Genomic DNA, 24,673 nt, shown 5'->3' on the forward strand with positions numbered 1-24,673 from the left:
GCCCAGCTTGGGGGGGGGGGGGGGGGCCCCCCGGGGGGGGGGGGGGGGGGGGGGGGGGGGGGGGGGGGGGGGGGGGGGGGGGGGGGCGGGGCCGCCGCCGGGGGGCAGCAGCTCGTTCGGCGGCGGGGGCGGGGGCGCGCCGGGGCCGCCGCGGCCCAGCTGGGCGTGCGCGGGCCCGCCGGTGGACGGCAGCAGGTCGTTCGGCGGGGGCGGCGGCGGGGCGCCGGGGCCGCCGCGGCCCATCTGCGGGGCGCCGGGCACCGGCTGGCCCGGGCCGGGGGCGCCGGGCAGGCCCATCAGCCCGGGCGGGCCGTCGGTGGCGAGCATGGTGGCCGCGTAGTTGACCCCGGGGCCGGACGGACCCGGCGGCACGGGGGCAGCGGGCGGGACGGGCGTGCCGGGGACGGGCGTGCCGGGGACGGGCGTCGTCGGGCCGCCGACCGGGTACGGCGGGGTGGCGCCGGGCGGCACGGGCGGGCCGGGCGGCACGGGGCCGCCCGGGGTGAGCACGGTGGCGTCCTCGGAGCCGGGGACGGCGCGCCCGCCCGGGGCGCCGGGCGGCGGCGGCACGGGCAGGCCCGCGCCGGGCGCGCCCGTGAAGTAGCTGGGGCCCTCCCCACCGGGCTCCGGCAGCTGCCCGCCCTGCTGGACCGGGACCGGGACCGGGCCCGGGCCCGGCGGCACCGGCGCGGCCGCAGGAGCCGGAGCAGCGGGCGCCGGAGCAGCGGGCGCCGGGGCCGCGGAGGCCGGGGCCGCGGAGGCCGGGGCCGCGGAGGCCGGGGCCGCGGGCGCCGCGGGCGCGCCCAGCCGGTCGGCCTCGGCGGCGATCGCGGCCGCCCCGGCCTCCTGCAGCCACTGCGGGGGGCTGAGCAGGAAGGAGGTGGCCTCGACCGCGCCGCGCACCGGCTTGGCGGCGCCCGCCGGGTTGGGGGCGCTCCCGGTGCCGTACAGCTCCTCGTACTGCCGGACCACCTCGTTGACCGGCAGCGGCGGCCAGAGCGTGCTGGCGCCGCTGTCGCGGGCGATCACCAGGCGCAGCGAGCTGCCGGGGCCGCCGGTGTGCTCGCTGCCGTCGACGGCCCAGCAGACGTAGCCGAGGTCGAACTCGCGGACCTTCACCTCGCGGTGCTGCGAGCGCGGCACCCCGGCGTTGATCCAGTCCTCGGCGGTCTCCTGCGCCTGCGCGTACGTGGTCACCACGTCTCGTCCACCCCTGTCGTTCTGGTCAGTTCACCGGGACGGCGCGGGCGAAGCCGCCGTCCACCATGAGTTCGGCGACGGTCTCCAGCTCCGCGGGACTGCCCGCGAGGCGCAGCAGGAACGCGTCGAAGCTGTCGCCGCAGGGCAGCAGGAGGCGCTGCACGCGCTGCTCGACGGGCTCGTCGGAGCCGTCGTCGCGGGCGTCGTCGTAGGGCAGGAAGGCGACCGAGCCGGTGCCCTCGCCGCGGACCTTGACGGTCAGCAGGCCGCCCTGGAGGTAGGCGACGGCGAGGTGGTCCTTGGTGAGGTGGTCGCGCAGGCACTTGTTGGCGTACACCAGGTCGTGGGTGCCGTACTCCTCGCTGAGGGTGAGGAACGGCTGGTCGACCAGCAGGCCGAGGTCGACGTCGAGGGCGACGCCGGCCGGGCCGCGGCCGCCGGTGAGCTTCAGGAAGTCCCGGTAGGCGGTGGGCAGCGGGTGGCCGAGGCGCTGTTCGGCGCGCTGGACGAGGTCCTCGGTGACGGCGACCGGGTCGCCGCCGTCCTTGGCGAGGGAGAAGTGCGCGGGGCGGTGGTCCTGCAGCGGGCGGGTGCCGCGGCGGGTGTGGTCGGCGGTGGAGCTGGCCAGGCCGCCGTGGTGCCGCAGCAGCGCCTTGACCTCGACCGGGACGAGCTCCATCCGGCGCCAGCCGGCGGGGGCGCGGCCGACCACGTGGTGCCAGGTCCAGCCGGGCGGGGTGGCGACGGCGCTGTCCAGGTCGGCCCAGAGCCCGTGGCCCTGGGTGTACAGCGCGGCGTTCGCCGACACGTAGTCGGTCAGGCGCAGTTCGTCGACGCCGAAGCCCTCCGGCGGGTCGGCGACCTCGGCGGCGGCGGCCGCGTACGGCGCGAAGTCGGGGTACCCGTTCTCGTCGACGCGCACGCCCTGGGGGTGCCGCTGGGCCCGGACCGGGTCCGGGAACTGCACCACCTGGCCCGCGTACGCCGCGTTGGGCGCGGCGGCGGTGCCGGGCCGACCTGTCGTCATCTGTGGTCCCCCACTGGCAGAAGCCGATTTCCTCGGGGACCAGCCTAGGGCAACGGCCGTTCGCGTTCAGGGGCACGGGGGTGCCCGGCCGGGTACCGCCCGGCCGGGCACCCGCCGCGGGTCAGCGGCGGCGCAGCGCGGCGGCCAGCGTCTCGGCGACCCGGGTCTGCTGCCCCTCGGTGAGCTGCGGGAACATCGGCAGGGTGAGCAGTTGCCCGGCGGCCCGTTCGGTGACCGGGAACGCGCCCCCGCCGTGCCCGAGGTACCGGAACGCGGGCTGCAGGTGCACGGGGACGGGGTAGTGCACGCCCGCGCCGATCCCGGCCTCCTGGAGGGCGGCCAGCACGCCGTCGCGGTCGCGCTCGACCCGCACCGCGTACAGGTGCCAGACGTGCTCGTTGCCGGGCAGGGTCCGCGGCAGGGTGAGGCCGTCCAGGCCGCCGAGCAGCTTGTCGTAGCGTTCGGCGGCGGCCCGGCGGGCCTCGTTCCAGGCGGGCAGGCGGCGGAGCTTGGCGCGCAGCACCACGGCCTGCAGGGTGTCCATCCGGGAGTTGAAGCCGAACTTCTCGTGGACGTACTTGCGGGCCGAGCCGTGGTCGCCGATCAGCCGCACCGCGTCGGCGAGTTCGGCTTCGTCGGTGACGACCGCGCCCGCGTCGCCGTACGCGCCGAGGTTCTTGCCCGGGTAGAAGCTGGTCGCCGAGATCCGCCCCCAGCTGCCGGACGGCCGCCCGTGCCGGGTGGCGCCCTGCGACTGGGCGCCGTCCTCGACCACCGGCAGCCCGTCGGCGACCTCCAGCAGCCGTTCCACCGGGGCGAGCTGACCGTTCAGGTGGACGGGCAGCAGCGCGACGGCCTGGGTGACCCGGGCGGCGGCCTGCTCGACGTCGATCAGCAGGTGCTCCTCGTCCACGTCCACCAGCACCGGCCGCAGCCCGGCCCGGACCACCGCCTCGGCCGTCGCCACGAAGGTGTTCGCGGGCAGCACCACCCCGCCGCCCGGCTTCAGCTCCAGGGCCCGCAGCGCCATCTCCAGCGCGTCGGTGCCGTTCGCCGTCCCCACCGCGTGGCCCGCCCCGGAGAAGGCCGCGTACTCCCGCTCGAACGCGGCCACGTCCGGGCCCTTGACGTAGGCCCCGCTCGCCAGCACCGCGTCGAAGCCCGCCCGGACCTCGTCGGCGATCTCGGCGTGCGAGGCGTGCAGGTCGACCAGGGGGATGTCGGTCACGGTGAGAACCTCTCGTTGGCGGAACCGGGGGCGCGGCCCAGGGCCGCCTTGAGGGCGGCGACGACGTGGTCCTGCTGCTCGTGGGTGAGCGAGTGGTACAGCGGCAGGATCAGCGTCCGCGCGGTGATCGTCTCGGTCACCGGGAGCGGGACGCGGGCGGTGCCCTTGTACGGGGCCTCCAGGTGGGCGGCCATGATGCCGCGCCGGGCGGAGACGCCGTCCGCGGCCAGCCGGGCGAGGACCTCGCCGCGGTCGGGGGCGTCCTCGGGGAGCAGCAGCCACAGCGACTGGTAGTTGGTGGTGCCGTGCGCCGGGTCGCCGACCAGGCGGGCGGCGAGTTCCGCGCCGAGCAGCTCCCGGTAGCGGGCGGCGAGTTCGCGGCGGCGGGCGACCATCGCGGGGAGCTTGCCGAGCTGGACCAGGCCGATCGCGGCCTGGACGTCGGTCATCCGGTGGTTGAAGCCGATCTCGTCGTAGGTCTCGACGACGGCCGCCCCCGCCGCCCCGGCGTGCCGGTCGGCGGCCGAGACGCTCATGCCGTGCTCGCGCAGGCGCCGCAGCCGGGCGGCGAGCGCGGCGTCCCGGCAGGTGACCATGCCGCCCTCGCCGGTGGTGAGGAGCTTGCGCGGGTGGAAGGAGTAGGCGGCGATCTCGGCGCCCGCGCCGGCCGGTCGGCCGCGGTGGACGGAGCCGGCGGCGCACGCGGCGTCCTGGACGACGGGGATGCCGCGCGGCTCGGCCAGGGCCCGGATCGCGTCCAGGTCGACGGGGACGCCGCCCTGGTCGACGGCGACGACGGCCCGGGTGCGGTCGGTGAGCAGCGGGGCGACGGTGTCGGGGGTGAGGTTGCCGGTGGCCGGGTCGACGTCCGCGAAGACCGGGGTGGCGCCGACGTAGGTGACGGCGTTGGCGGTGGCGATGAAGGAGAGCGAGGGGACGACGACCTCGTCGCCGGGGCCGACGCCCGCGCCGATCATCGCCAGGTGCAGGGCGGTGGTGCAGGAGGAGACCGCGACGGCGTGCGGGACGCCGAGGTGCTCGGCGAACGCCCGCTCGAAGGCGGCCACCCGGGGGCCCTGCGCGACCCAGCCGGAGCGGACCGCCTCGGCGGCGGCCTCGGCCTCCTCGTCGCCGAGCCAGGGGATCATGACGGGGATGGTGGACACGGTGGTGCTCCTTCGCATCGCGCGGGGCTTCGCTGCACGGGGCGGCCGCGCCCGTGGACGGCTCCCCCGCCCGGGCGCGGCCTGCTCCCGCGGGCGTCCTGCGTCCTGCGCGCCTAGCCCCGGCCCTGGCCCTGCTCGTGGCCCTGGTCCTGGTCCCGGCTCTGCTCGCGCCACCAGCCGACGAGCTGGCGCAGCCCCTCCTCCAGCCCGAGTTCGGGCTTCCAGCCGAGGTCGCGCTCGGCCGCGGAGACGTCGGCGAGGCGCCGGACCACGCCGCCCGCGGTGTCCCGGGCGGGGCCGTGCTCGACGTCGAGGTCGGAGCCCATCGCGGTGAGCAGGGCGTCGGCCAGGCCGCGCAGCGAGACCTCGCTGCCGGAGGCGATGTTGTAGACCCGGTCGGTGACGGGGGCGGCGGCGGCGAGCAGGTTGGCCCGGGCGATGTCCTCGGTGTGGACGAAGTCCATGGTCTGGGCGCCGTCGCCGAAGATCAGCGGGGGCCGTCCGGCGGCGATCCGCTCCATCCAGCGGATGAAGACCTCGGTGTAGCGGCCGTGCACGTCCATCCGGGGGCCGTACACGTTGAAGTAGCGCAGGGCGACGTAGTCGAGGCCGTGCATGGCGTGGAAGCTGCGCAGCAGGCCCTCGTTGAAGACCTTGGCGGCGCCGTACAGGGTGTCGTTGTTGTAGGGGTGCTGGGTCTCGGGCGTGGGGAAGTCGTCGGCCAGGCCGTAGACCGAGGCGGTGGAGGAGGCGACGACCTTGCGCACGCCGGTCTCGGCCGCGGCCTCGACCACGTCGAAGGCGCCGTCGACCATGACCTCCAGGGCGAGCCGGGGTTCGGCGGCGCACTGGGTGATCCGGATCGCGGCGAGGTGGAACAGCAGGTCGGTGCCGGTTCCGAGCAGGTCGCGCAGCAGGGCGCGGTCGCGGATGTCGCCGTCGACGACCCGCAGCTGCCCGGGGGCGGCGAGCTCGCGGGCGCGGGCCAGGTTGGCCGTCCGGCCGCGGACGAAGTTGTCGAGGACGACGACCTCGCGGGCCCCGGCCGCGATCAGCTGGTCGACGACGGTGGAGCCGATGGTTCCGGCGCCGCCGGTGACCAGGCAGCGGGAGCCCTCGAGGGGGACGGCGGCGTTCATCGGGCGGCGGCCTTCTGCTCGGCGGTGCGGTGGCGGGTGATCGTCTCGGTGTCGTCGGCGGCGTCCACGGGGACGGTCGCGCCGCCGAGTTCGAGGCTGCGGGAGGCGGCGTGCAGCAGGCGCAGCACGCGCAGTCCGGCGCGGCCGTCGGTGAGCGGGGCGCGGCCCTCGGTGATGGCGGCGGCGAACTCGCCCATGACGTTGCGCAGCGCCTCCTGCTCGACCAGGGCGGGGGCGACCACGTCGCCGACCCGGTAGGAGATCAGGGCGCGGTGCCGGATGGCGTCGGTGAGCTCGTCGGGCGGGGTGAGGTCGACGCCGCGGTCGTGGACGGCGAGCCGGGCCTGCGGGTTGAGGTCGTCCCAGACCAGGGTGCGGCGGGAGCCGCCGATCAGGGTGGTGCGGACCTTGGTCGGGGAGAGCCAGTTGACGTGGCAGTGGGCGAGCGCGCCGTTGGACAGGTGCAGCGTCAGGTAGGCGACGCAGGCCCGTCCGGCGCCGATCGGGTCGGCGGCCTGGGCGCTGACGCCGACGGGTTCGACGCCGGGCGGCAGCACGAAGTCGAGGATGGACAGGTCGTGCGGGGCGAGGTCCCACAGCACGTCGACGTCGGGCTGGACGAGCCCGAGGTTGATCCGCACCGAGTCGAAGAACTGGACGTCGCCGATCTCGCCGCCGTGCACGAGCTCGCGGATCCGGCGCACCACCGGCGTGTAGCAGAAGGTGTGGTCGCACATCAGGACGAGGCCGCGCTCCTCGGCGAGGGCGACCAGGTCGGCGGCCTCCGCGACGGTGGTGGTGATCGGCTTCTCGACCAGGACGTGCTTGCCGGCCTCCAGGGCGGCCCGGGCCAGCCGGTGGTGGGCCCCGGCGGGGGTGGCGATGGCCACCGCCTGGACGCGCTCGTCGGCGAGCACCTGCTCGTACGAGGTGGTGGCGGCGACGGTGGAGTACTCGCCGAGGACCTTGCGGGAGCGCTGCTCGTCGAGGTCGCACAGCCAGTGCAGCCGCAGCGCGGCGGTCTGCTGGGCGTTGCGGACCAGGTTCGGTCCCCAGTACCCGGCGCCGACGACGGCCAGGCCGATCCGCCGGTCGGGCGGGTGCTCGGTGCTGCCCGGTGTGGGCACGTGTTCCCCAGGCGCCTCGTGCGCCACGACGTTCGACCCCATCGCAAGACCCCCCTTGCCGCCGCGTCGCTCGAACGGTACCGGCCCGGCCGGGCCCATCGGGGCACAATCGGCAAAACCGGTGCAGCCCACCAGGGGCGCGCGCGGCGGGAGTTCGGCCCTCCGTACACCTCCGCGCGCCCCGTGTCCGCACCCCGGCGCGGCGCGCCGGGAACCGGTTTGGCAGGCTGGACGCTCTGGGGCGAGGATTCACTGTCAGTGGGCCCCGCTACCCTGCGTGATCCACACCGTCCGTCAGCAGACCCCCGGCAGCGGAGAACTGCCGGTGCGCCGCACCGACGCCGAGGAGCAGTCATGGACCAGCCGGGCCCGCCGCCCGTACTGCGGCACCAGCGCGACAGCCTGCTGCCCGCGGTGGCGGCCGCGCTGTCGCTGCGCGGTGGCGAGGTGCACACGCTGGCCGGGGAGAAGTCGGAGCTGTCGCCGATGCTGCACCCGCTGGTCGGCGAGTTCCTGGCGGCGCTGCCGGTGGAGAAGCGCGAACGTTTCGTGGGCCGCTGCCCGGAGGCGGCGCTGCTCTCCCAGTACCTGGGGCAGGTCGACGCGTCCCGTTCGAAGCGGGCCGCGCGCAAGCCGATGACGGTGCAGGAGGCCCGCAAGGCGCTCAAGGGGGCCCGGATGACCACGCTGCGGATCCGCGAGGAGGGCGACCCGGCGCACGGCACGCACGCCCCGCCGTGCCGCTCCTGCGCCCCGCTGCTGGAGCACCTGAACGTGGCCAGCGTCGCGGTCGGCCCGCCCGGCCGCTAGCGAGCGCCGCCGAGCGCGCACCCCGCCCTGTCCCCGAACCTCCGGAGCACGCCCTGAACGCCAGCACCGTCCGCACCCAGCCCCGTTTCCCGGCCGACGTGGCCGCCGCCCTCAAGCAGGCCGGCTGGCACCCCGGCCGCTGGGAGATCCGGCAGGCCGAGCAGTGGGCCGACGCCCTGGTCGCGTACGGCGGCCCGCTGGAGCCGCAGCACGCGGTGTTCCCCGCCGCGATCGAGGCCTGGGCGGAGTTCGGCGGCCTGGCCTTCGACGTCCCGGGCGCGGGCGACACCCTGGCCCGCACCCCGTTCCTGCTCGACCCGCGCTGCGGCCTGCACGCCCCGCGCACCCTGGCCGACCTCGGCCGCGCCCTGGACACCCGGCTCGCCCCGCTCGGCGAGGAGCTGTACGGGCAGGCCCTGCTGGCGATCGACGAGCGCGGCCGGGTCTACAGCCTCGACCACACCGGCGAGTGGTACCTGGGCCCCAGCGTGGACCGGGCGATCGGCACCCTCGTCCTCGGCCACGCCCCGCAGCGGCTGCGCACCGCGGACGCCGGGGAGTAGCCGCCCGGCAGTGAGCAGCCGCCCGGCCGGGGAGGCTCAGGCGGGCGGCGCCACCGAGCGCCGCAGCCGGGAGGGCAGCACCGCCTCCACCCGGAACCCGCCGCCGTCCTCCGGCCCGGCGTGGAACGCCCCGCCGAGCGCCACCACCCGCTCGCGCATGCCCACCAGCCCGTTGCCGCCGCTGGGCAGCGCCACCGGCACCGCGGCCCCGCCCGGGCACTCGTTCACCACCGACACCCGCACCCCGTTGGGGACGTACGCCAGCAGCACCGAGACCCGGGCCCCGCCCGCGTACTTGTGCGCGTTGGTGAGGCCCTCCTGCACCACCCGGTACGCGGTCTGCTCGGCCTCCGCGACGTACGCCCGGCGCTCGCCGCTGACCGTCAGCGACACCGCCATGCCCGCCACCCGGGACTGCTCGACCAGCTCCGGCAGCTCGCCGAGGCCGCCGACCGGGGCCTCCACCTGCTCCTGCGGCTCGGTCATCCGCAGCACGCCGAGGATCTCCCGCAGCTCGTCCAGCGCCTGCCGCCCGGTCTCGCCGATCAGCTGGGCCGACTGCCGGGCCCGCGCCGGGTCCTTGGGGACGATCCGCTCCACCGCGGCGGCGTGCACCACCATCAGGCTGACCCGGTGCGCGACCACGTCGTGCATCTCCCGGGCGATCCTGGTGCGCTCCTCGGCCCGGGCCCGCCAGGCCCGCTCCCTGGCCTGCTCGGCCAGCAGCGTCAGCTCGGCCTCCAGGCCCAGCGCCCGGTCCTTCAGCGACTCCACCAGGCGCCGCCGGGCCCCCACGTACAGGCCGGTCACCATCGGGGCGAGGGCCATGCCGACCGCGACGAAGGCCGCGATCACCACGAACACCCAGGCCGGCGGGAGCGGTTCGGTGGTCGGCCGCTCGGCGGGCGCCGTCATCGCGAGCAGCACCATGCCGAAGGTCTCGACCATCGCGACCGCCGACAGCACCACCACCCGGGCCCGCCGCGAGGGCCACTCCCAGGTCGCCGCGAGCGTGTACAGCGACACCACCAGCAGCACCACGCCGAAGAAGCCCGGCACGAACACCAGCGCCACCACCACCGGCACCACCGGCCACCGCCGCCGCACCACCAGCGACGCCCCCGCGAGCGCCCCCAGCACCACGCACACCACCGTGGCGGGCACCCCCCAGTGCAGCCGGTCCCGGACCAGCCCGTACGCCCCGACGGCGCACTCCAGCCCCGAGACCGCGGCCAGCCCCACGTCCAGCACCGCGCTGCGCCTGCGCGCCCACCACCACACGCCGTCCCCCGCCGGCTTCTCACTCATGACCGACACGATACGCAAACGGCCCCGGCGGTCAGGCCCCCCGAGCGCGACCCGGTGCCCCGACCTGTCCGCCATCCGGCCACCTCTCCGTCCTGGCACCGCGTGCCACCTATGCTGTTGCCCGTCGGACAGCGCGGTCCGCACCCGTCACCAGCACCGCGGTGATGTCAGAGCCGTTGCCGAACCCCACCACCACAGGGAGACAGCCGTGACCGCTCCGGTCCCCACTCCGGCGGACAGCCCCTCCGTGATCGCCGACGCGGACGACAATGCCGCGCTGCGTGCGGACATCCGCCGTCTCGGCGATCTGCTCGGGGAGACCCTCGTGCGCCAGGAGGGCCCCGAACTGCTGGGCCTGGTCGAGCAGGTCCGCCTGCTGAGCCGCACCGACGGCGAGGCGACGGCCCAGCTGCTGGCCGAGATCGACCTGGACACCGCCGCGAAGCTGGTGCGCGCCTTCTCGACCTACTTCCACCTGGCGAACGTCACCGAGCAGGTGCACCGCGGCCGGGAGTTCGCCTCCCGCCGGGCCCGCGAGGGCTCGCTGCTGTCGCAGACCATGGACCAGCTGAAGGAGGCGGACCCGAAGCACCTGGCCGACACCCTGGCCAACCTCGCGGTCCGCCCGGTGTTCACCGCGCACCCCACCGAGGCGGCCCGCCGCTCGGTGCTGAACAAGCTGCGCCGGGTCGGCGAGCTGCTGGAGCGCATCCACCGCGAGCAGGCCGCGACCGGCCGGGTCGACAGCGCCCGGCAGACCTCCGCCCGCCGCCAGGCCGACCGCCGCCTCGCCGAGGTGATCGACCTGCTGTGGCAGACCGACGAACTGCGCATCGCCCGCCCGGAGCCCACCGACGAGGCCCGCAACGCCGTCTACTACCTGGACGAGCTGTACCGCGAGGCCGTCCCGGAGGTGCTGGAGGAGCTGCACGAGGAGCTCGCCCGGGTCGGCCTGACGCTGCCCGAGGGCGTCCGCCCGCTGACCTTCGGCACCTGGATCGGCGGCGACCGCGACGGCAACCCGAACGTCACCCCGCGGGTCACCTGGGACGTCCTCAACCTGCAGCACGAGTACGGCATCAAGGACGCCCTGGAGGCCGTCGACGACCTGCGCGCCTCGCTCTCCACCTCGGTGCGCCTGGCCGGGGCCTCGGAGGAGCTGCTGGCCTCGCTGGACGCCGACCTGGCGCACCTGCCGGAGCTGAGCCCGCGCTACAAGCGGATGAACGCCGAGGAGCCGTACCGGCTGAAGGCCACCTGCATCCGGATCAAGCTGGAGAACACCCGCGACCGGCTGGCCGCGGGCACCCCGCCCACCCCGGGCCGCGACTACGTCGGCACCCGCGACCTGATCGCCGACCTGCGCCTGATCCAGGACTCGCTGCGCGCCCACCGCGGCGGCCTGATCGCCGACGGCCGCCTGGCCCGGGCGATCCGCACCATCGAGGCGTTCGGCCTGCAGCTGGCCACCATGGACGTGCGCGAGCACGCCGAGGCGCACCACCACGCGCTGGGCCAGCTCTTCGACCGGCTCGGCGAGGAGGCGTGGCGCTACACCGACATGCCGCGCGAGTACCGCCAGCGCCTGCTGTCCAAGGAGATGCGCTCGCGCCGCCCGCTGGCCCCGACCCCGGCGCCGCTGGACGCCGCGGGCGCCAAGACGCTGGGCGTGTTCACCACCATCCGCGAGGGCTTCGAGCGCTTCGGCGACGAGATCGTCGAGTCGTACATCATCTCGATGTGCCAGGGCGCCGACGACGTGTTCGCGGCCGCCGTGCTGGCCCGCGAGGCCGGCCTGATCGACCTGCACGCGGGCATCGCCAAGATCGGCATCGTGCCGCTGCTGGAGACCACCGACGAGCTCCAGGAGGCCGACCGGATCCTGGACGAGATGCTCTCCGACCCGTCGTACCGGCTGCTGGTGTCGCTGCGCGGCGACATCCAGGAGGTCATGCTCGGCTACTCGGACTCCTCGAAGTTCGGCGGCATCACCACCTCGCAGTGGGAGATCCACCGCGCCCAGCGCCGGCTGCGCGACGTCGCCCACCGCTACGGCATCCGGCTGCGGCTCTTCCACGGCCGCGGCGGCACCGTCGGCCGCGGCGGCGGCCCCTCGCACGAGGCGATCCTCGCCCAGCCGTGGGGGACCCTGGAGGGCGAGATCAAGGTCACCGAGCAGGGCGAGGTGATCAGCGACAAGTACCTGCTGCCCTCGCTGGCCCGGGAGAACCTGGAGCTGACCCTCTCCGCCACGCTGTCCGCCTCCGCGCTGCACACCGCGCCCCGCCAGGCCCCCGAGGAGCTGGCCCGCTGGGACGCCGCGATGGACCAGGTCTCCGAGGCCGCGCACACCGCGTACCGCGCCCTGGTCGAGCAGGAGGACCTGCCGAAGTACTTCTTCGCCGCGACCCCGGTCGACCAGCTGGCCTCGCTGCACCTGGGCTCCCGCCCGTCCCGCCGCCCCGACAGCGGCGCGGGCCTGGACGGCCTGCGGGCCATCCCGTGGGTGTTCGGCTGGACGCAGTCCCGGCAGATCGTGCCCGGCTGGTACGGCGTGGGCTCCGGCCTGGCGGCGGCCCGCGCGGCCGGGCTGACCGACGTGCTCGACGAGATGCACGGCAACTGGCACTTCTTCCGCAACTTCCTGTCCAACGTCGCCATGACGCTGGCCAAGACCGACCTGCGGATCGCCCGCCACTACGTCGAGCAGCTCGTCCCGGCCGAACTGCACCACGTCTTCGACCAGATCGTCGCCGAGCACGACCTCACCCTGCGCGAGGTGCTGCGGCTGACCGGCGAGTCGGAGCTGCTGGAGCACAACGAGGTCCTCAAGCAGACCTTCACCGTCCGCGACGCCTACCTCGACCCGATCTCCTACCTGCAGGTCGCGCTGCTGCGCCGGCAGCGCGAGGAGGTCGCGGCCGGCCGCCCGGAGGACCCGCTGCGCGCCCGCGCGCTGCTGCTCACCGTGAACGGCATCGCGGCGGGCCTGCGCAACACCGGCTGACCCGGCCCGCCCGCAGCACGACGGCGGCCCGCCCCCGCTCTCCGCGGGGGCGGGCCGCCGTCCGTCGTCCTGCCTCAGGCCTTCCTGCGCTTGCGCACCCAGGCGGCCGCCCCGCCGGCCACCACCAGCAGCCCGCCGCCCACCGCGTACACGCCGGCCGAGCCGGCCGAGCCGGTGGGCGGGGCGAGCCGCGCCGCAGCGGGCTCCGGGGCGGGGCTGGCCTCGGCGGCCGCGGCGGCCCCGGCGCTCCACCCTCCGGCGGCCAGGCACAGGACGGTGCCCCCGACGACCTTCCCCACGCGCTTCGACCGGATCACGGCCCATACCCCCATAGACGGCACTTCAATCCTTGCTGTACCGCTCACGACGCTATCGGATCCGCCGGCCTTTCTGACCCCCGGTCAGCTTCCAGCGGGCAAGCGTTGCATGAACGTTGTGTACGGAGGGTGGCCGGATCCGGTGCCGCACCGGCACCAGGTGCCAAGTGGGGGCGGGGATTCAGGAGTTGTAGTTCTGCTGGGCCCGCTCCAGGCCGTCCGAGAGCAGTGCCTCGACGGCGTCGGCGGCCCGGTCGACGAACCAGTCGAGGTCCTTGCGCTCGGTGGACGAGAAGTCCTTGAGCACGAAGTCGGCGACCTCCATCCGGCCGGGCGGGCGGCCGATGCCGCAGCGGACGCGGTGGTAGTCGGGGCCGAGCGACTTGGTGATCGACTTGAGGCCGTTGTGGCCGTTGTCGCCGCCGCCGGTCTTCAGGCGCAGGGCCGCGTAGTCGAGGTCGAGTTCGTCGTGGACGGCGACGACGGCCGAGGTCGGCACCTTGTAGAAGTCGCGCAGCGCGGTGACCGGGCCGCCCGAGAGGTTCATGAAGCTCATCGGCTCGGCGAGCACGACCCGCTTGCCGGAGAGCCGTCCCTCGGCGACCTGGGCGCGGCTCTTGTGGGCCTTGAACCTGGCGCCGATGCGCTGGGCCAGCAGCTCGACCACCATGAAGCCGATGTTGTGCCGGTTGCGGGCGTACTCCTTGCCGGGGTTGCCGAGGCCCACCACCAGCCAGGGGCCGTCGTACTCGCTCATGCCGCTCCTCACGCGGGTGTTCTCCGTAGCGTCACATCATCCCGGACGCGCCGCTGCCCCGGCCGTCCGCGCACGGGGCGGGACGGCCGGGGCAGCGAAGGTGCGGTGATCAGGCCTCGACGGCCTCGTCGGCGGCGGCAGCCTCGTCGGCGGCCTCCTCCTCGGTGGCCTCGGGGGCCTGGGCGCCGATGACCTGCAGCACGACGGTGTCGGCCTCGACGGCCAGCGAGACGCCGGAGGGCAGGGTGATGTCGCCGGCGGTGATCGCGGCGCCGGCCTCCAGGCCCTCGACGGAGACGGTGACCGACTCGGGCAGGTGGGTGGCCTCGGCCTCGATCGGGAGGGCGTTCAGCACGTTCTCGATCAGGTTGCCGCCGGGGGCCAGCTCGCCCTCGGTGTGGACCGGGATCTCGACGGTGACCTTCTCGCCGCGCTTGACCAGCAGCAGGTCGACGTGCTCGATGGTGCGCTTGATGGCCTCGCGCTGCACGGCCTTCGGCAGCACGAACTCGTCCTTGCCCTCGATCGGGACGACCAGCAGGGCGTTCGGGGTCTTGAGCGCCATCATCAGGTCGTGGCCGGGCAGGTTCAGGTGCACCGGGGCGAGGCCGTGGCCGTACACGACACCGGGGACGAAACCGGCGCGGCGGGCGCGACGGGCGGCACCCTTGCCGAACTCGTTGCGGGACTCGGCGGCGATGCGGATCTCGGACACGACTGCACTCCTCGTGAAGCGAAGGGGTGCAGGAACGACAGAACCGCCGGGCCACACCCTCAAGTACGTTTGGGGGGACGCTCGGCGGTTCGATCAAGGCGCATCGTTCTCGCGCGTCGATCACGGAGCACCAGAAGGGCATCCCTCGCCGAGCAGTCTCCCAAGACTAACCGGGGTGTGGCGCGGACGTGAAATCGGCCCCCCGCTCCGGGTCGGGGCGGGGGGCCGGCGGGGGTCTGACGAGGGGTCAGTGCACGCCCTCGAAGAGGCTGGTGACCGAGCCGTCCTCGAACACCTCGCGCACCGCGGCGGCGATCGACGGGGCGATCGACAGCGTGGTGATCTTGTCCAGCTGGAGCTGGGCCGGGGTCGGCAGGGTGTTGGTGAAGACGAACTCGCTGACCCGGGAGTTCTTCAGCCGGTCCGCGGCGGGGCCGGAGAGCACGCCGTGGGTGGCGGCGACGATGACGTCGGCGGCACCGGCGTCGAACAGCGCCTCGGCGGCGGCGCAGATGGTGCCCGCGGTGTCGATCATGTCGTCGACCAGGACGCAGACCCGGTCCCTGACGTCACCGACCACCTCGGCGGACAGGATCGTGTTGGCCTGCGACATGTCGCGGCGCTTGTGGATGATCGCCAGCGGGGCGCCGAGCCGGTCGCACCACTGGTCGGCGACCTTCACGCGGCCCGCGTCCGGGGAGACGATGGTCAGCTTGGAGCGGTCCGGGACGCGGTCGCCCACGTAGTCGGCCAGCATCGGCAGCGCGAACAGGTGGTCCACCGGGCCGTCGAAGAAGCCCTGGATCTGCGCGGTGTGCAGGTCCACGGCCATCAGCCGGTCGGCGCCGGCCGTGCGCAGCAGGTCGGCGACCAGGCGGGCCGAGATGGGCTCGCGGCCGAGGTGCTTCTTGTCCTGCCGGGCGTAGCCGTAGAACGGGAGGATCGCGGTGATGCTGCGGGCCGACGCGCGCTTGAGCGCGTCGATCATGATCAGCTGCTCCATGATCCACTGGTTGATCGGAGCCGTGTGGCTCTGGATCACGAAGCAGTCCGCGCCGCGGGCGGAGTCCAGGAAGCGGACGTAGATCTCGCCGTTGGCGAAGTCCAGGGCCTTGGTCGGGACGAGTTCGGTGCCCAGCTCGCGGGCGACCTCCTCGGCAAGTTCGTGGTGGGCACGGCCGGAAAAGAGTTTGAGCTTCTTCTCACCGGAGGTCGTGATCCCGCTCACTGCACCGTCTCCTCGTGTATTGCCACTCTGGGTGAGTACGCCGAGGCACGGCCGAACAGGCCCGATGGCGCACGTGTGTACTTCAGATTACGCGCCCGGCCGCCGGTCCGGCGGCCGGGGACCACTCCTCAAGATCCCCGGCCGCCCCGTCCGGCTACTGCGTCCCACCCGCCTCGGCGGCCGCGCGGGCGGAGGCCGAACCCGGCCGCTTCCGCTCAACCCAGCCCGCGATGTTGCGCTGCTGGGCCCGCGCGACGCCCAGCGAACCGGCCGGGACGTCGTTGGTGATCACCGATCCGGCGGCCGTGTAGGCGCCGTCACCCACCGTCACCGGGGCGATGAACATGTTGTCGGAACCCGTGCGGCAGTGGGCCCCGATGACCGTCCGGTGCTTGTTCACCCCGTCGTAGTTCACTGTGACGGACGCCGCACCGACGTTGGTGCCCTCGCCGATCGTCGCGTCCCCGATGTACGACAGGTGCGGGACCTTCGCCCCCTCGCCGAGCTCCGAGTTCTTGATCTCGACGTAGGTGCCGGCCTTCGCCCCGCGGGCCAGCCTGGTGCCGGGCCGCAGGTACGCGTACGGGCCGACGGCCGCCTCCGGGCCGATCTCGGCGCGCTCGGCCGTGGTGTTGCTCACACGGGCGCCCGCGCCGACCGAGGTGGCGGTCAGCGTGGTGTTCGGGCCGACCTCGCAGCCCTCGCCCAGGTGGCTGGCGCCGTGCAGCTGGGTGTTCGGGTGGACCAGCGCGTCCGGCTCGTAGGTCACCTGCACGTCGAACCAGGTGGAGGCCGGGTCGACCACGGTCACCCCGGCCCGCATCGCCCGCTCCAGCAGCCGGTCGTTGAGCAGCCGGCGGGCCTCGGCCAGCTGCACCCGGTCGTTGATGCCGACGACCTCCCGGTGGTCGGCGGCGACCACCGCGCCGACCCGGTGGCCCTCGCGGCGCAGGATCTCCAGGGTGTCGGTCAGGTACTCCTCGCCCTGCACGTTGTCGGTGCCGACCAGCGAGAGGGCCAGTGCCAGCAGCTTGGCGTCGAAGGCGAAGACCCCGGAGTTGATCTCGTCCACGGCCAGCTGCTCGGCGGTGGCGTCCTTGTGCTCGACGATCGCGGCGACCGCGCCGTCCGGGCCGCGCAGGATCCGGCCGTAGCCGGTGGCGTCGGGGACGCGGGCGGTCAGCACGGTGACGCCGTTGCCCTGCTCGGCGTGCGCGGCGGCCAGCGCGGCCAGGGTGGCGCCGGTGAGCAGCGGGGCGTCGCCGGTGGTGACCAGCACGGTGCCGTCCAGCTCCACGCCGTCGGCGGCCAGCGCCTGCAGCGCGGTGCGCACGGCGTGGCCGGTGCCGTTCTGCTCGGCCTGCACGACGGGGCGGGCGGCCGGGTAGTGCTCGGCCAGGTGGGCCTGGACCAGTTCGCGCAGGTGGCCGGTCACCACGACCAGCTGACCGGGCGTCAACTCCTGGGCGGCACTGACCGCGTGGCCCACCAGGGAGCGTCCGCAGATCTCGTGCAGCACCTTCGGCAGGGCCTTGGACTTCATCCGGGTGCCGCCCCCGGCGGCGAGCACGATCACGGCGGCGGGCTGGTTGGCACTCACGCGGGGAGACTCCTCGGTCGATGCGGTTTGAGGGCGCACCGAGGATACCGAGCGGAGGGGAACGGCGACCGTCCGAAACGGTCGGGCGGGCCCGGAACCGGCAGGCGGGGGCTCCGCGAGGGGCTCCGCCGCTAGGATTCGAACCCAGACAAAGGCCTCCAAAGGGCCCTGTGCTGCCATTACACCACGGCGGAAAGGGCGCGTCGCGCGCCCAGCACAGCCTACGGGTTGACGGCCCGTAGCTCCACCACCTTCCGCGAAGGCACACGAACGACGCCCCGCCCCCGGGCCGCCGCCCGGCGGGCGGGTGGCACGACACGTCCCCGCGGGGGCCCTCCGCTTGCCCGGTAACGCTACCTACGATGCCGTAGGTTACGGTCACGTAGGTACCAGCTCCTCCCCCCTCACCCCCGGGAGCGCCATGACCACCCAGGCCGGGCAGGCGCCGCCGCGCGCCGCCGAGGACGAACCGACCACCGCCGAGCGCAGCGCCACCTCGCTCTCCGCCACCAGGGGCGGCGAGAAGCAGGGCGTGCTGGAGCGCACCACCCTGGCCCTGTTCATCGCCGTGCCGTTCCTGGCCCTGTTCGCCGCCGTCCCGGTGGCCTGGGGCCGGGGCCTGTCCTGGCTGGACGCCGGGCTGGCCGTCGGCATGTACTTCCTCACCTGCCACGGCATCACCGTCGGCTACCACCGCTACTTCACCCACGGCGCGTTCAAGGCCAACCGCCCGCTGCGCCTGGGCCTGGCGGTGCTCGGCTCGCTGGCCGTCGAGGGGCCGCTGGTGCGCTGGGTCGCCGACCACCGCAAGCACCACCGCTACTCCGACAAGGACGGCGACCCGCACTCGCCGTGGCGCTACGGCGAGAGCCTGCCCGCGCTGCTCAAGGGCCTGTGGTGGGCGCACATGGGCTGGATGTTCGACGAGGAGCAGACCCCGCAGCTCGCCTACGCGCCCGACCTGGTCCGCGACCCGGCCATAAGGCGCATCTCCCGGCTGTTCTGGCTGTGGACGCTGATCTCGCTCGGCCTGCCCGCGCTGGTCGGCGGCCTGGCGACCTGGAGCTGGCAGGGCGCGCTGAGCGCCTTCTTCTGGGGCTCGCTGGTCCGGGTCGCGCTGCTGCACCACGTCACCTGGTCGATCAACTCGATCTGCCACGCGGTGGGTTCGCGCCCCTTCAGGTCCCGCGACCGCTCCGGCAACGTGTGGTGGCTGGCCGTGCTGTCCTGCGGCGAGTCCTGGCACAACCTGCACCACGCCGACCCCACCTCGGCCCGGCACGGCGTGCTCCGCGGGCAGGTCGACTCCTCCGCCCGGGTCATCCGCTGGTTCGAGCGGGCGGGCTGGGCGCACGACGTCCGCTGGCCCGGCGCGGAGCGGATCGCCGCCCGCCGCGCCGCATGAGTCGGCGCCTACAGCATGATGGAGGGGTGAACGGGACCAACGGAGACAGCGCCGGCCATCGGCAGCCCCCGCGCCGCAGCGGGGGCAAGGGCGGCGGCCGGGTGCGGATGACCGGCAAGCAGCGCCGCGAGCAGCTGCTGGAGATCGGCCGGGCGGTCTTCGCCGAACGCGGCTACGACGGCACCTCGGTCGAGGAGATCGCCGAACGCGCCGGGGTCTCCAAGCCCGTCGTGTACGAGCACTTCGGCGGCAAGGAGGGCCTGTACGCGGTGGTCGTCGACCGCGAGATGCAGCTGCTGCTCGACATGGTCACCGGCGCGCTCACCGGCGGGCACTCCCGCGAGCTGCTGGAGCAGGCCGCGTTCGCGCTGATGGACTACATCGACACCTCCACCGACGGCTTCAAGATCCTCGTCCGGGACTCGCCGGTGGCCCAGTCGACCGGCTCGTTCGCCTCGCTGATCGGCGACATCGCCACCCAGGTCGAGGACATCCTCGGGCTGGAGTTCAAGTCCCGGGGCTTCGACGCCAGGCTGGCGCCGATGTACTCGCAGATGCTGGTCGGCATGGTGGCGCTGACCGGCCAGTGGTGGCTGGAGGTGCGCAAGCCCGCCAAGGCGGAGGTCGCCGCCCACCTGGTCAACCTCGCCTGGCACGGCCTGGAGGGCCTGGAGCGGCACCCCAAGCTGGTCGGCGAGCGCAAGAACTGACATCGACCGGCCCGATCCCGTACCGGGGCCCCGGGCCGCCCCGCGACAGGAGCGCCCGTGGCGGTCTTCCTGCTGGCCCTGGGCGCCGCCTGCTGCCTGGGCGCCGGATTCGTCCTGCAGCAGCACGCCGCCCAGCGCGCCCCCAGCGGCGACCTGCTGCGCTGGCGGCTGCTGCTCGACCTGCTGCGGATGCCCGACTGGCTGCTCGGCATCGCCTTCATGATCGGCGGCCAGGCGCTCTCCGCGCTGGCCCTCAGCCAGGGCGAAGTCGCCCTGGTCGAACCGCTGCTGGCCACCAACCTGGTCTGGGCGATGCTGCTGGCCCGCCGGATCACCGGCACCCGGCTGGGCCGCCCCGGCTGGATCGGCGTCGCCCTGATCGCCCTCGGCGTCACCGCGTTCATCGCCGCCGGGCAGCCCCGGGGCGGCGGCCCCGGGGCCGGGCCGCTGCGGTACTGGCTGGTGTTCGGGATCGTCTCCGGCCTGGCCCTGCTGCTGGTCGCGGTGGCCCGCCGGCTGCCGCTGTTCGAGGAGGCCACCCTGCTGGCGCTGGCCGCCGGGCTGCTCTACGGCCTGCAGGACGCGCTCACCCGCAGCACCTTCGACCGGATCGACCAGGACGGGGCCGCGGCCGCGCTGGTCTCCTGGCCGCCGTACACCGTCGTCGGGCTCGGCGTGATCGGCCTGCTGCTGGTGCAGTCCGCGTTCGAGGCGGCGCCGCTGCGGATGTCGCTGCCCGCCCTGACCGCGGCCCAGCCGCTGGCCGGGATCGCCTGCGCGGTCGGCTTCCTCGGCGACCGGCTGCGGGTCACCCCGGGGGCGCTGGCCTGGCAGAGCGCCGGGCTGGCCGCGATCGTGGTCGGCGTGGTGGTGCTGGGGCGCCACCCGGCGCTGCCCGGCGCCAAGTGAGGCCGCGTCAGCCCTTCACGGCGACGGCGAAGACCCGGCGGAACGGGAACAGCGTGCCGTGCCCGGTCGCCGGGTACGCCGCGCGCAGCAGCGCCCCGTACTCGGCCAGGAACGCGGCCCGCTCCGCCGCGTCCGGCAGCAGGTCCAGCACCGGGCGCAGGGTGGAGCCCCTGACCCACTCCAGCACCGGGTCGGGGCCCGGCAGCACCATCGTGTACGTGCTCTCCCAGACGTCCGCGGTGCAGCCCGCGGCCAGCAGCGTCCGCGCGTAGCGCTCCGGCTCGTGGCAGGAGGCGTCCGGGCGGGCGGTGCCGAGGCGCTCGCGCCAGTGCGGGGCGCGGCGCAGCTCGGCGAGCAGGGTGTGGCTGGGGGCGGCGAAGTTGCCGGGCAGCTGGAAGGCGATCACCCCGCCGGGGCGCAGCGCGGCCGCCCAGCGCGGCAGCAGCTCCAGGTGGTCGGCGGTATCGGTGTCCATCCAGTGCAGGGCGGCGTTGGAGGCGATCAGGTCGGGCCGCTCGGGCGCCGGGTCGTACCGCGTGACGTCCTGCTCCCGGTACGCGGCGGTGGGTTCGCCGTCCTGCCCGCGGGCCCTCGCCAGCAGTTCGGGCGAGGAGTCCAGGCCGAGCAGCCGGGCGTCCGGCCAGCGGCGGCGCAGCGCGGCGGTGGAGTTGCCCGGGCCGCAGCCGAGGTCGAGCACGGTGGGGGCGGGCGGCAGCTCCGGGACGCGGGCGAGCAGGTCGGCGAAGGGGCGGCTCCGCAGGTCGGCGTAGCGGAGGTACTGGTCGGCGTCCCAGTGGGCGGGCATGGCGCGGCTCCCGAAAGTATCTCGACGTCAAGATATCTCTGTGACGACGAGAGTTCCTTTGTTATCTCTTGATGTCAAGAGACTTCACATCGACACACCCCCCGATACACTGATCGTCATGGAGGACGAGGTCGACCGCCTGGTCGCAGCATGGCGCCGAGAGCGCCCCGACCTCGACGTGGAACCGCTTGAGGTCCTCAGTCGGGTGAGTCGCCTCGCCCGCCACCTCGACCGCGCCCGCCGCACCGCCTTCGCCGAGCACGGCCTCGAACCCTGGGAGTTCGATGTCCTCACCGCCCTGCGCCGGGCCGGCTCCCCCTACCAGCTCTCCCCCGGGCAGCTCCTCACCCAGACCCTGGTCACCTCCGGCACCATGACCAACCGGATCGACCGCCTCACCGCCAAGGGCCTGGTCGTCCGCCTCCCCGACCCCGACGACCGCCGCGGCGTCCTGGTCCGCCTCACCGAGGCCGGCCGCGACCGGGCCGACCAGGCCCTGGCCGGCCTCCTCTCCCACGAGCGCGAGATCCTCGCCCAGCTCGCCCCCGCCCAGCAGACCGAACTCGCCGCCCTGCTCCGCAGCCTGGTGGCCCCCTTCGACCGCAGCAGCTAGGCCCTGTCCGCCATCAGGGGCCGCTAGAAGCCGTCCGGGTACGGGGTGGCCAGGGCCGGGGTCTTGGTGTGGGCGGTCTGGTAGCCGGGCAGCAGCGCCGCCAGGCGGTCGCGGACCTCGGGGTCGGAGTTGACGGTGGCCGCGCCGTAGAGGCCGGTGAGGCCGCCGGCCAGGTCCTCGGGGACGGTGGCGTGGTCGGCGACGGTGGCGAAGATCCGGGGGTGGGCGGTGGGGAGGCGCTCCTCGTTGTCGGAGAACAGGGCCTCGTTGAGCTTCTCCCCCGCCCGCAGGCCGGTGTAGCGGATCTCCACCTCGTCCGCGCCCAACTGCACCTGCTCGGCGAAGTTGTGGACCAGGTCGACGATCCGGACCGGCTCGCCCATGTCGAGGACGAACACCTCCCCGCCCTCGGCCATCCGCCCGGCCTCCAGGACCAGGCCGACGGCCTCCTCGATGGTCATGAAGAAGCGGGTGACGTCGGGGTGGGTGACCGTCACCGGGCCGCCGCTGCGCAACTGCTCCTCCAGCACCGACAGCAGCGAGCCGCGCGAGCCGAGGACGTTGCCGAAGCGGACGGCGGTGAAGACGCCGGTGCCCAGGTTGCGGGCGTCGCGGGCGTTGGCCTGGACGATCAGCTCGGCCAGCCGCTTGCTCGCGCCGAGCACCGAGGTCGGGTCGGCGGCCTTGTCGGTGGAGATCAGGACGAAGCGTTCGACACCGGTGGCGAGCGCCGCCTCGACCAGGTGGTCGGTGCCCAGCACGTTGGACTTCACCGCCTCGCTGGGGTGGCGCTCCAGCAGCGGGAGGTGCTTGTGCGCGGCGGCGTGGAAGACCACGTCGGGGCGCAGGTCGCGGAAGATCTGCTGGATGCGGGGGCGGTCCCGGATGTCGGCGATCACCAGGGACTCGTCGGTGAGCAGCGCCTCGCCCCAGATGTCGAGCTGGAGCCGGTGCAGGTTGGACTCGTCGTGGTCGAGCATGTAGAGCGCGGCGGGCCCGAACGCCTGGACCTGCCGGCACAGTTCGCTGCCGATCGAACCACCGGCGCCGGTGACCAGGACGCGGCGGCCCTCGATGACGGTGCGGACGTCCGAGGAGGCCACGTGGACCTCGTGCCGGCCGATCAGCCGGTTGACGTCCAGGGTGCGCATGTCCGAGCCGACCACCTCGCGGCGCAGCGCGGACAGGAAGGACGGCAGGTAGCGGACGGCCGCGCCGGCCGCGGCCGCGGCGGTGGCGAGGGCGCGCACCCGCTGGTGCGGGAGGCCGGGGATGGCGAGGACCACCACCTGGGCGTCGTGGGCGAGGGCCAGGTCGGTGAGGTCGGCGAGCGGGCCGAGGACGGGGCTGCCGGAGACGTGCAGCCCGGCCTTGGCCGGATCGTCGTCCAGGACGCCGACCGGATGGAGGCCGAAGGCCGGGGTCCGGTCCAGGTCGCGGACCAGCGCGGTCCCGGCGGCGCCGGCCCCGACGACCAGGGTGCGCAGGCCGGTCGAACCGGCCCGCTGGACGGGCAGCGGGGTGCGGTCCCGGTGCGGGCGTGCGGCAGTGGGGTGCGGCGACATCTGACCTCCGGTCTACCTGACTCGCGGAGTGGAACGTGCGGAAGGGCGCGGGCTCGTTCAGCCCGGGCCGGGGCCTGCGGCAGAGGCGACGGTCGGCGGAGTGACGGGGGCGACGGCCGGTGCCGGGGCCGGGACGGGGGCGGCGGGCGGTTCCAGGGGCGCGATCCCGGCCCGGCGGGCGACCGCGACCGCCGCGAGCGTGGAGTGCACCCCCAGCTTGCCCAGGACGTTCTGCATGTGGGTGCGGACGGTGTGCGGGGAGAGGAACAGCCGCTCCGCGACGGCCTGCCGGCCGAGACCGGCCACCATGCAGCGCAGCACCTCCTCCTCGCGGGGGGTGAGCGCGGCGACCAGCCGCTCGCTCTCCGAACGGTCCCGGCGGGCCGAGGTCAGCTCGCGGACCACGCCGGTGAGCAGCGCGGGCGGCAGGTGCGTCTCGTCGCGCCGGACGCCGCGCACCACCGTCATCAGCGCACCGAGCGAACTCTCGCGCGCCACCCAGCCGTTGGCCCCGGCCTGGAGGGCGCGGGCGGCACGCTGCGGGTCGTCCGCGGCGGCCAGCAGGACGGCCCGCAGCTGCGGGTGGGCCCGCCGGATCCGGGCCACCAGGGCGATCCCGTCGGTCAGCGGCTGCTGCCCGCCGGGAGGCTGCGGGGCGCGCCGGGGCGCCGGTAACGCGGCCGGGCCGCGGGGCGGCGGCACCGGCACGACGCCCAGGTCGACGTCGACCAGCACCACGTCGTACGGGCGGTGCTCACCCACCGCCCGCTCCAGTGCCCGTTCGGCCGCCGCCGCGCTGCCCGCCGCCCCGACGTCCACGTCGGGTTCGGCGGCCAGTGCCGTGGCGAGCGCCTCGGCGAAGATCCGGTGGCCGTCGACCACCAGGACGCGTGTACGCCCCATCCGTCCTTGCCCCCCTGCTCGTGGCCCGACCCCCACCGGTCCGCACTCAGCCTACGGGCGCGTGCCAGTGCGGCGTGGGGGTTTGGTGAAGTTCCTGTACACAGGGTCTTCGGGGTGGTGATCGGGCCCGGGAGGGGTGCTGGTCAGGCGCGGTGGGCGAGGGTGAACTCCCAGGCGTCGGCGACGATCCGGTCGAGTTCGGGGCGCTTGGGGACCCAGCCCAGCGCGTCGCGGTCGCCCCGTAGGCGTTGGTCGGCGAGGTCCGCGCGCTCTCCTTGATCGGCACCTCCTCCGGCTCCCCGTACACCGCCGCCGTCGAGGAGAACACCAGCGTGCCGACCCCCGCCTTGCGCATCGCCGACACCAGCTCCAGCGAACCGGCCACGTTGTTGCGCCAGTACTTCTCCGGGTCCGCCACCGACTCGCCCACCTGCGAGGACGCCGCGAAGTGCAGCACCGCCGCGAACGAGGAGTCCAGCACCTCGCCCGCGTCCTGGATCCGGCCCCGCACGAACTCCGCACCCTCCGGCACACCCGCCGCGAACCCGGTCGACAGGTCGTCCAGCACGGT

The 24,673-nt window shown here is 74.7% G+C and carries 21 protein-coding genes, 1 tRNA gene and 2 pseudogenes; 7 read left to right on the top strand and 17 right to left on the bottom strand.

Translation table 11 applies throughout. The annotated features are described in order from the left end of the window. The 6 genes and pseudogenes from OO57_RS44945 to OO57_RS32960 form a co-directional block, all read right to left on the bottom strand. A pseudogene (locus tag OO57_RS44945) lies at window positions 1–1,197 on the bottom strand (hypothetical protein); the annotation flags it as partial. 28 nt (window positions 1,198–1,225) lie between these two features. Then, window positions 1,226–2,227, bottom strand: a complete 1,002-nt coding sequence (locus OO57_RS32940; RefSeq protein WP_033256431.1) for an HNH endonuclease — start codon at window positions 2,225–2,227, stop codon at window positions 1,226–1,228. A 121-nt stretch (window positions 2,228–2,348) separates the two neighbouring features. Continuing rightward, on the bottom strand, window positions 2,349–3,455 hold the full coding sequence (locus OO57_RS32945; protein WP_033256432.1) for a DegT/DnrJ/EryC1/StrS family aminotransferase: 1,107 nt from the start codon (window positions 3,453–3,455) through the stop codon (window positions 2,349–2,351). Further along, on the bottom strand, window positions 3,452–4,621 hold the full coding sequence (locus OO57_RS32950) for a DegT/DnrJ/EryC1/StrS family aminotransferase (protein ID WP_234337610.1): 1,170 nt from the start codon (window positions 4,619–4,621) through the stop codon (window positions 3,452–3,454). Before OO57_RS32950 ends, OO57_RS32945 begins: the two co-directional genes overlap by 4 nt. Window positions 4,622–4,734: 113 nt before the next feature. Then, on the bottom strand, window positions 4,735–5,760 hold the full coding sequence (locus OO57_RS32955) for an NAD-dependent epimerase/dehydratase family protein (RefSeq protein ID WP_051778554.1): 1,026 nt from the start codon (window positions 5,758–5,760) through the stop codon (window positions 4,735–4,737). Continuing rightward, entirely contained in the window at window positions 5,757–6,887 is a 1,131-nt protein-coding gene (locus OO57_RS32960; protein WP_051778555.1) for a Gfo/Idh/MocA family protein, read from the bottom strand. Before OO57_RS32960 ends, OO57_RS32955 begins: the two co-directional genes overlap by 4 nt. A 354-nt stretch (window positions 6,888–7,241) precedes the next feature. On the opposite strand from OO57_RS32960, the gene OO57_RS32965 reads away from it, so the two are divergent. Both OO57_RS32965 and OO57_RS32970 read left to right on the top strand, forming a co-directional pair. Continuing rightward, window positions 7,242–7,697 (top strand): YwqJ-related putative deaminase, encoded by a 456-nt coding sequence (locus OO57_RS32965; RefSeq protein ID WP_081974134.1) that lies wholly within the window; start codon window positions 7,242–7,244, stop codon window positions 7,695–7,697. A gap of 98 nt (window positions 7,698–7,795) precedes the next feature. Next, complete coding sequence (locus tag OO57_RS32970; protein WP_324606813.1) at window positions 7,796–8,260, top strand: SUKH-3 domain-containing protein; 465 nt, start codon at window positions 7,796–7,798, stop codon at window positions 8,258–8,260. 36 nt (window positions 8,261–8,296) lie between these two features. On the opposite strand, the gene OO57_RS32975 is transcribed toward OO57_RS32970, so the two are convergent. After that, window positions 8,297–9,568 carry a sensor histidine kinase gene (locus OO57_RS32975; RefSeq protein WP_051778556.1) on the bottom strand — a complete coding sequence of 424 codons (1,272 nt, stop codon included), beginning with the start codon at window positions 9,566–9,568 and terminating at the stop codon, window positions 8,297–8,299. A gap of 247 nt (window positions 9,569–9,815) precedes the next feature. On the opposite strand from OO57_RS32975, the gene ppc reads away from it, so the two are divergent. Then, complete coding sequence (ppc, locus tag OO57_RS32980) at window positions 9,816–12,575, top strand: phosphoenolpyruvate carboxylase (protein WP_418909934.1); 2,760 nt, start codon at window positions 9,816–9,818, stop codon at window positions 12,573–12,575. 74 nt (window positions 12,576–12,649) lie between these two features. On the opposite strand, the gene OO57_RS32985 is transcribed toward ppc, so the two are convergent. The 6 genes from OO57_RS32985 to OO57_RS33010 all read right to left on the bottom strand — a co-directional run bounded on the left by OO57_RS32985 (window position 12,650) and on the right by OO57_RS33010 (window position 17,386). Beyond that, window positions 12,650–12,874 carry an LPXTG cell wall anchor domain-containing protein gene (locus tag OO57_RS32985; RefSeq protein WP_158715309.1) on the bottom strand — a complete coding sequence of 75 codons (225 nt, stop codon included), beginning with the start codon at window positions 12,872–12,874 and terminating at the stop codon, window positions 12,650–12,652. A gap of 199 nt (window positions 12,875–13,073) precedes the next feature. Beyond that, entirely contained in the window at window positions 13,074–13,649 is a 576-nt protein-coding gene (gene pth / locus OO57_RS32990) for an aminoacyl-tRNA hydrolase (protein ID WP_033256435.1), read from the bottom strand. Between the two features lie 109 nt (window positions 13,650–13,758). After that, the gene (locus tag OO57_RS32995) at window positions 13,759–14,364 is read right to left on the bottom strand and encodes a 50S ribosomal protein L25/general stress protein Ctc (protein WP_033256436.1); all 606 of its coding nucleotides are present in this window, start codon (window positions 14,362–14,364) and stop codon (window positions 13,759–13,761) included. 247 nt (window positions 14,365–14,611) lie between these two features. Next, window positions 14,612–15,592 carry a ribose-phosphate diphosphokinase gene (locus OO57_RS33000; RefSeq protein ID WP_033256437.1) on the bottom strand — a complete coding sequence of 327 codons (981 nt, stop codon included), beginning with the start codon at window positions 15,590–15,592 and terminating at the stop codon, window positions 14,612–14,614. Window positions 15,593–15,746: 154 nt separating this feature from the next. Continuing rightward, window positions 15,747–17,192: a bifunctional UDP-N-acetylglucosamine diphosphorylase/glucosamine-1-phosphate N-acetyltransferase GlmU gene (glmU, locus tag OO57_RS33005; protein WP_033256438.1), complete on the bottom strand. Its 1,446-nt coding sequence runs from the start codon at window positions 17,190–17,192 to the stop codon at window positions 15,747–15,749. Between the two features lie 123 nt (window positions 17,193–17,315). Then, window positions 17,316–17,386: transfer RNA gene (locus OO57_RS33010), tRNA-Gln, on the bottom strand. A 227-nt stretch (window positions 17,387–17,613) separates the two neighbouring features. On the opposite strand from OO57_RS33010, the gene OO57_RS33015 reads away from it, so the two are divergent. The 3 genes from OO57_RS33015 to OO57_RS33025 are packed head-to-tail and all read left to right on the top strand — an operon-like array spanning window position 17,614 to window position 20,216. Beyond that, window positions 17,614–18,597 carry an acyl-CoA desaturase gene (locus OO57_RS33015; protein ID WP_033256439.1) on the top strand — a complete coding sequence of 328 codons (984 nt, stop codon included), beginning with the start codon at window positions 17,614–17,616 and terminating at the stop codon, window positions 18,595–18,597. Continuing rightward, window positions 18,594–19,307 (top strand): TetR/AcrR family transcriptional regulator, encoded by a 714-nt coding sequence (locus tag OO57_RS33020; RefSeq protein WP_051778557.1) that lies wholly within the window; start codon window positions 18,594–18,596, stop codon window positions 19,305–19,307. The genes OO57_RS33015 and OO57_RS33020 overlap by 4 nt, the downstream gene beginning before the upstream one ends. A 57-nt stretch (window positions 19,308–19,364) precedes the next feature. Then, window positions 19,365–20,216, top strand: a complete 852-nt coding sequence (locus OO57_RS33025) for a DMT family transporter (protein WP_033256441.1) — start codon at window positions 19,365–19,367, stop codon at window positions 20,214–20,216. Between the two features lie 7 nt (window positions 20,217–20,223). Here OO57_RS33025 and OO57_RS33030 read toward each other — a convergent pair whose 3' ends face one another. Next, entirely contained in the window at window positions 20,224–21,021 is a 798-nt protein-coding gene (locus OO57_RS33030) for a methyltransferase domain-containing protein (protein ID WP_033256442.1), read from the bottom strand. 118 nt (window positions 21,022–21,139) lie between these two features. Here OO57_RS33030 and OO57_RS33035 point away from each other — a divergent pair, with 118 nt between their 5' ends. Next, on the top strand, window positions 21,140–21,634 hold the full coding sequence (locus tag OO57_RS33035) for a MarR family winged helix-turn-helix transcriptional regulator (protein WP_033256443.1): 495 nt from the start codon (window positions 21,140–21,142) through the stop codon (window positions 21,632–21,634). A 23-nt stretch (window positions 21,635–21,657) separates the two neighbouring features. Here OO57_RS33035 and OO57_RS33040 read toward each other — a convergent pair whose 3' ends face one another. The 3 genes and pseudogenes from OO57_RS33040 to OO57_RS41740 form a co-directional block, all read right to left on the bottom strand. Continuing rightward, entirely contained in the window at window positions 21,658–23,199 is a 1,542-nt protein-coding gene (locus OO57_RS33040) for a polysaccharide biosynthesis protein (protein ID WP_033256444.1), read from the bottom strand. Window positions 23,200–23,256: 57 nt separating this feature from the next. Then, window positions 23,257–24,102: a LuxR C-terminal-related transcriptional regulator gene (locus OO57_RS33045; RefSeq protein WP_081974135.1), complete on the bottom strand. Its 846-nt coding sequence runs from the start codon at window positions 24,100–24,102 to the stop codon at window positions 23,257–23,259. Between the two features lie 232 nt (window positions 24,103–24,334). Next, a pseudogene (locus OO57_RS41740) lies at window positions 24,335–24,673 on the bottom strand (NAD-dependent epimerase/dehydratase family protein); the annotation flags it as partial.

Source organism: Kitasatospora phosalacinea (genome assembly GCF_000717185.1).
GTDB classification, from domain to species: Bacteria; Actinomycetota; Actinomycetes; order Streptomycetales; family Streptomycetaceae; genus Kitasatospora; species Kitasatospora phosalacinea_A.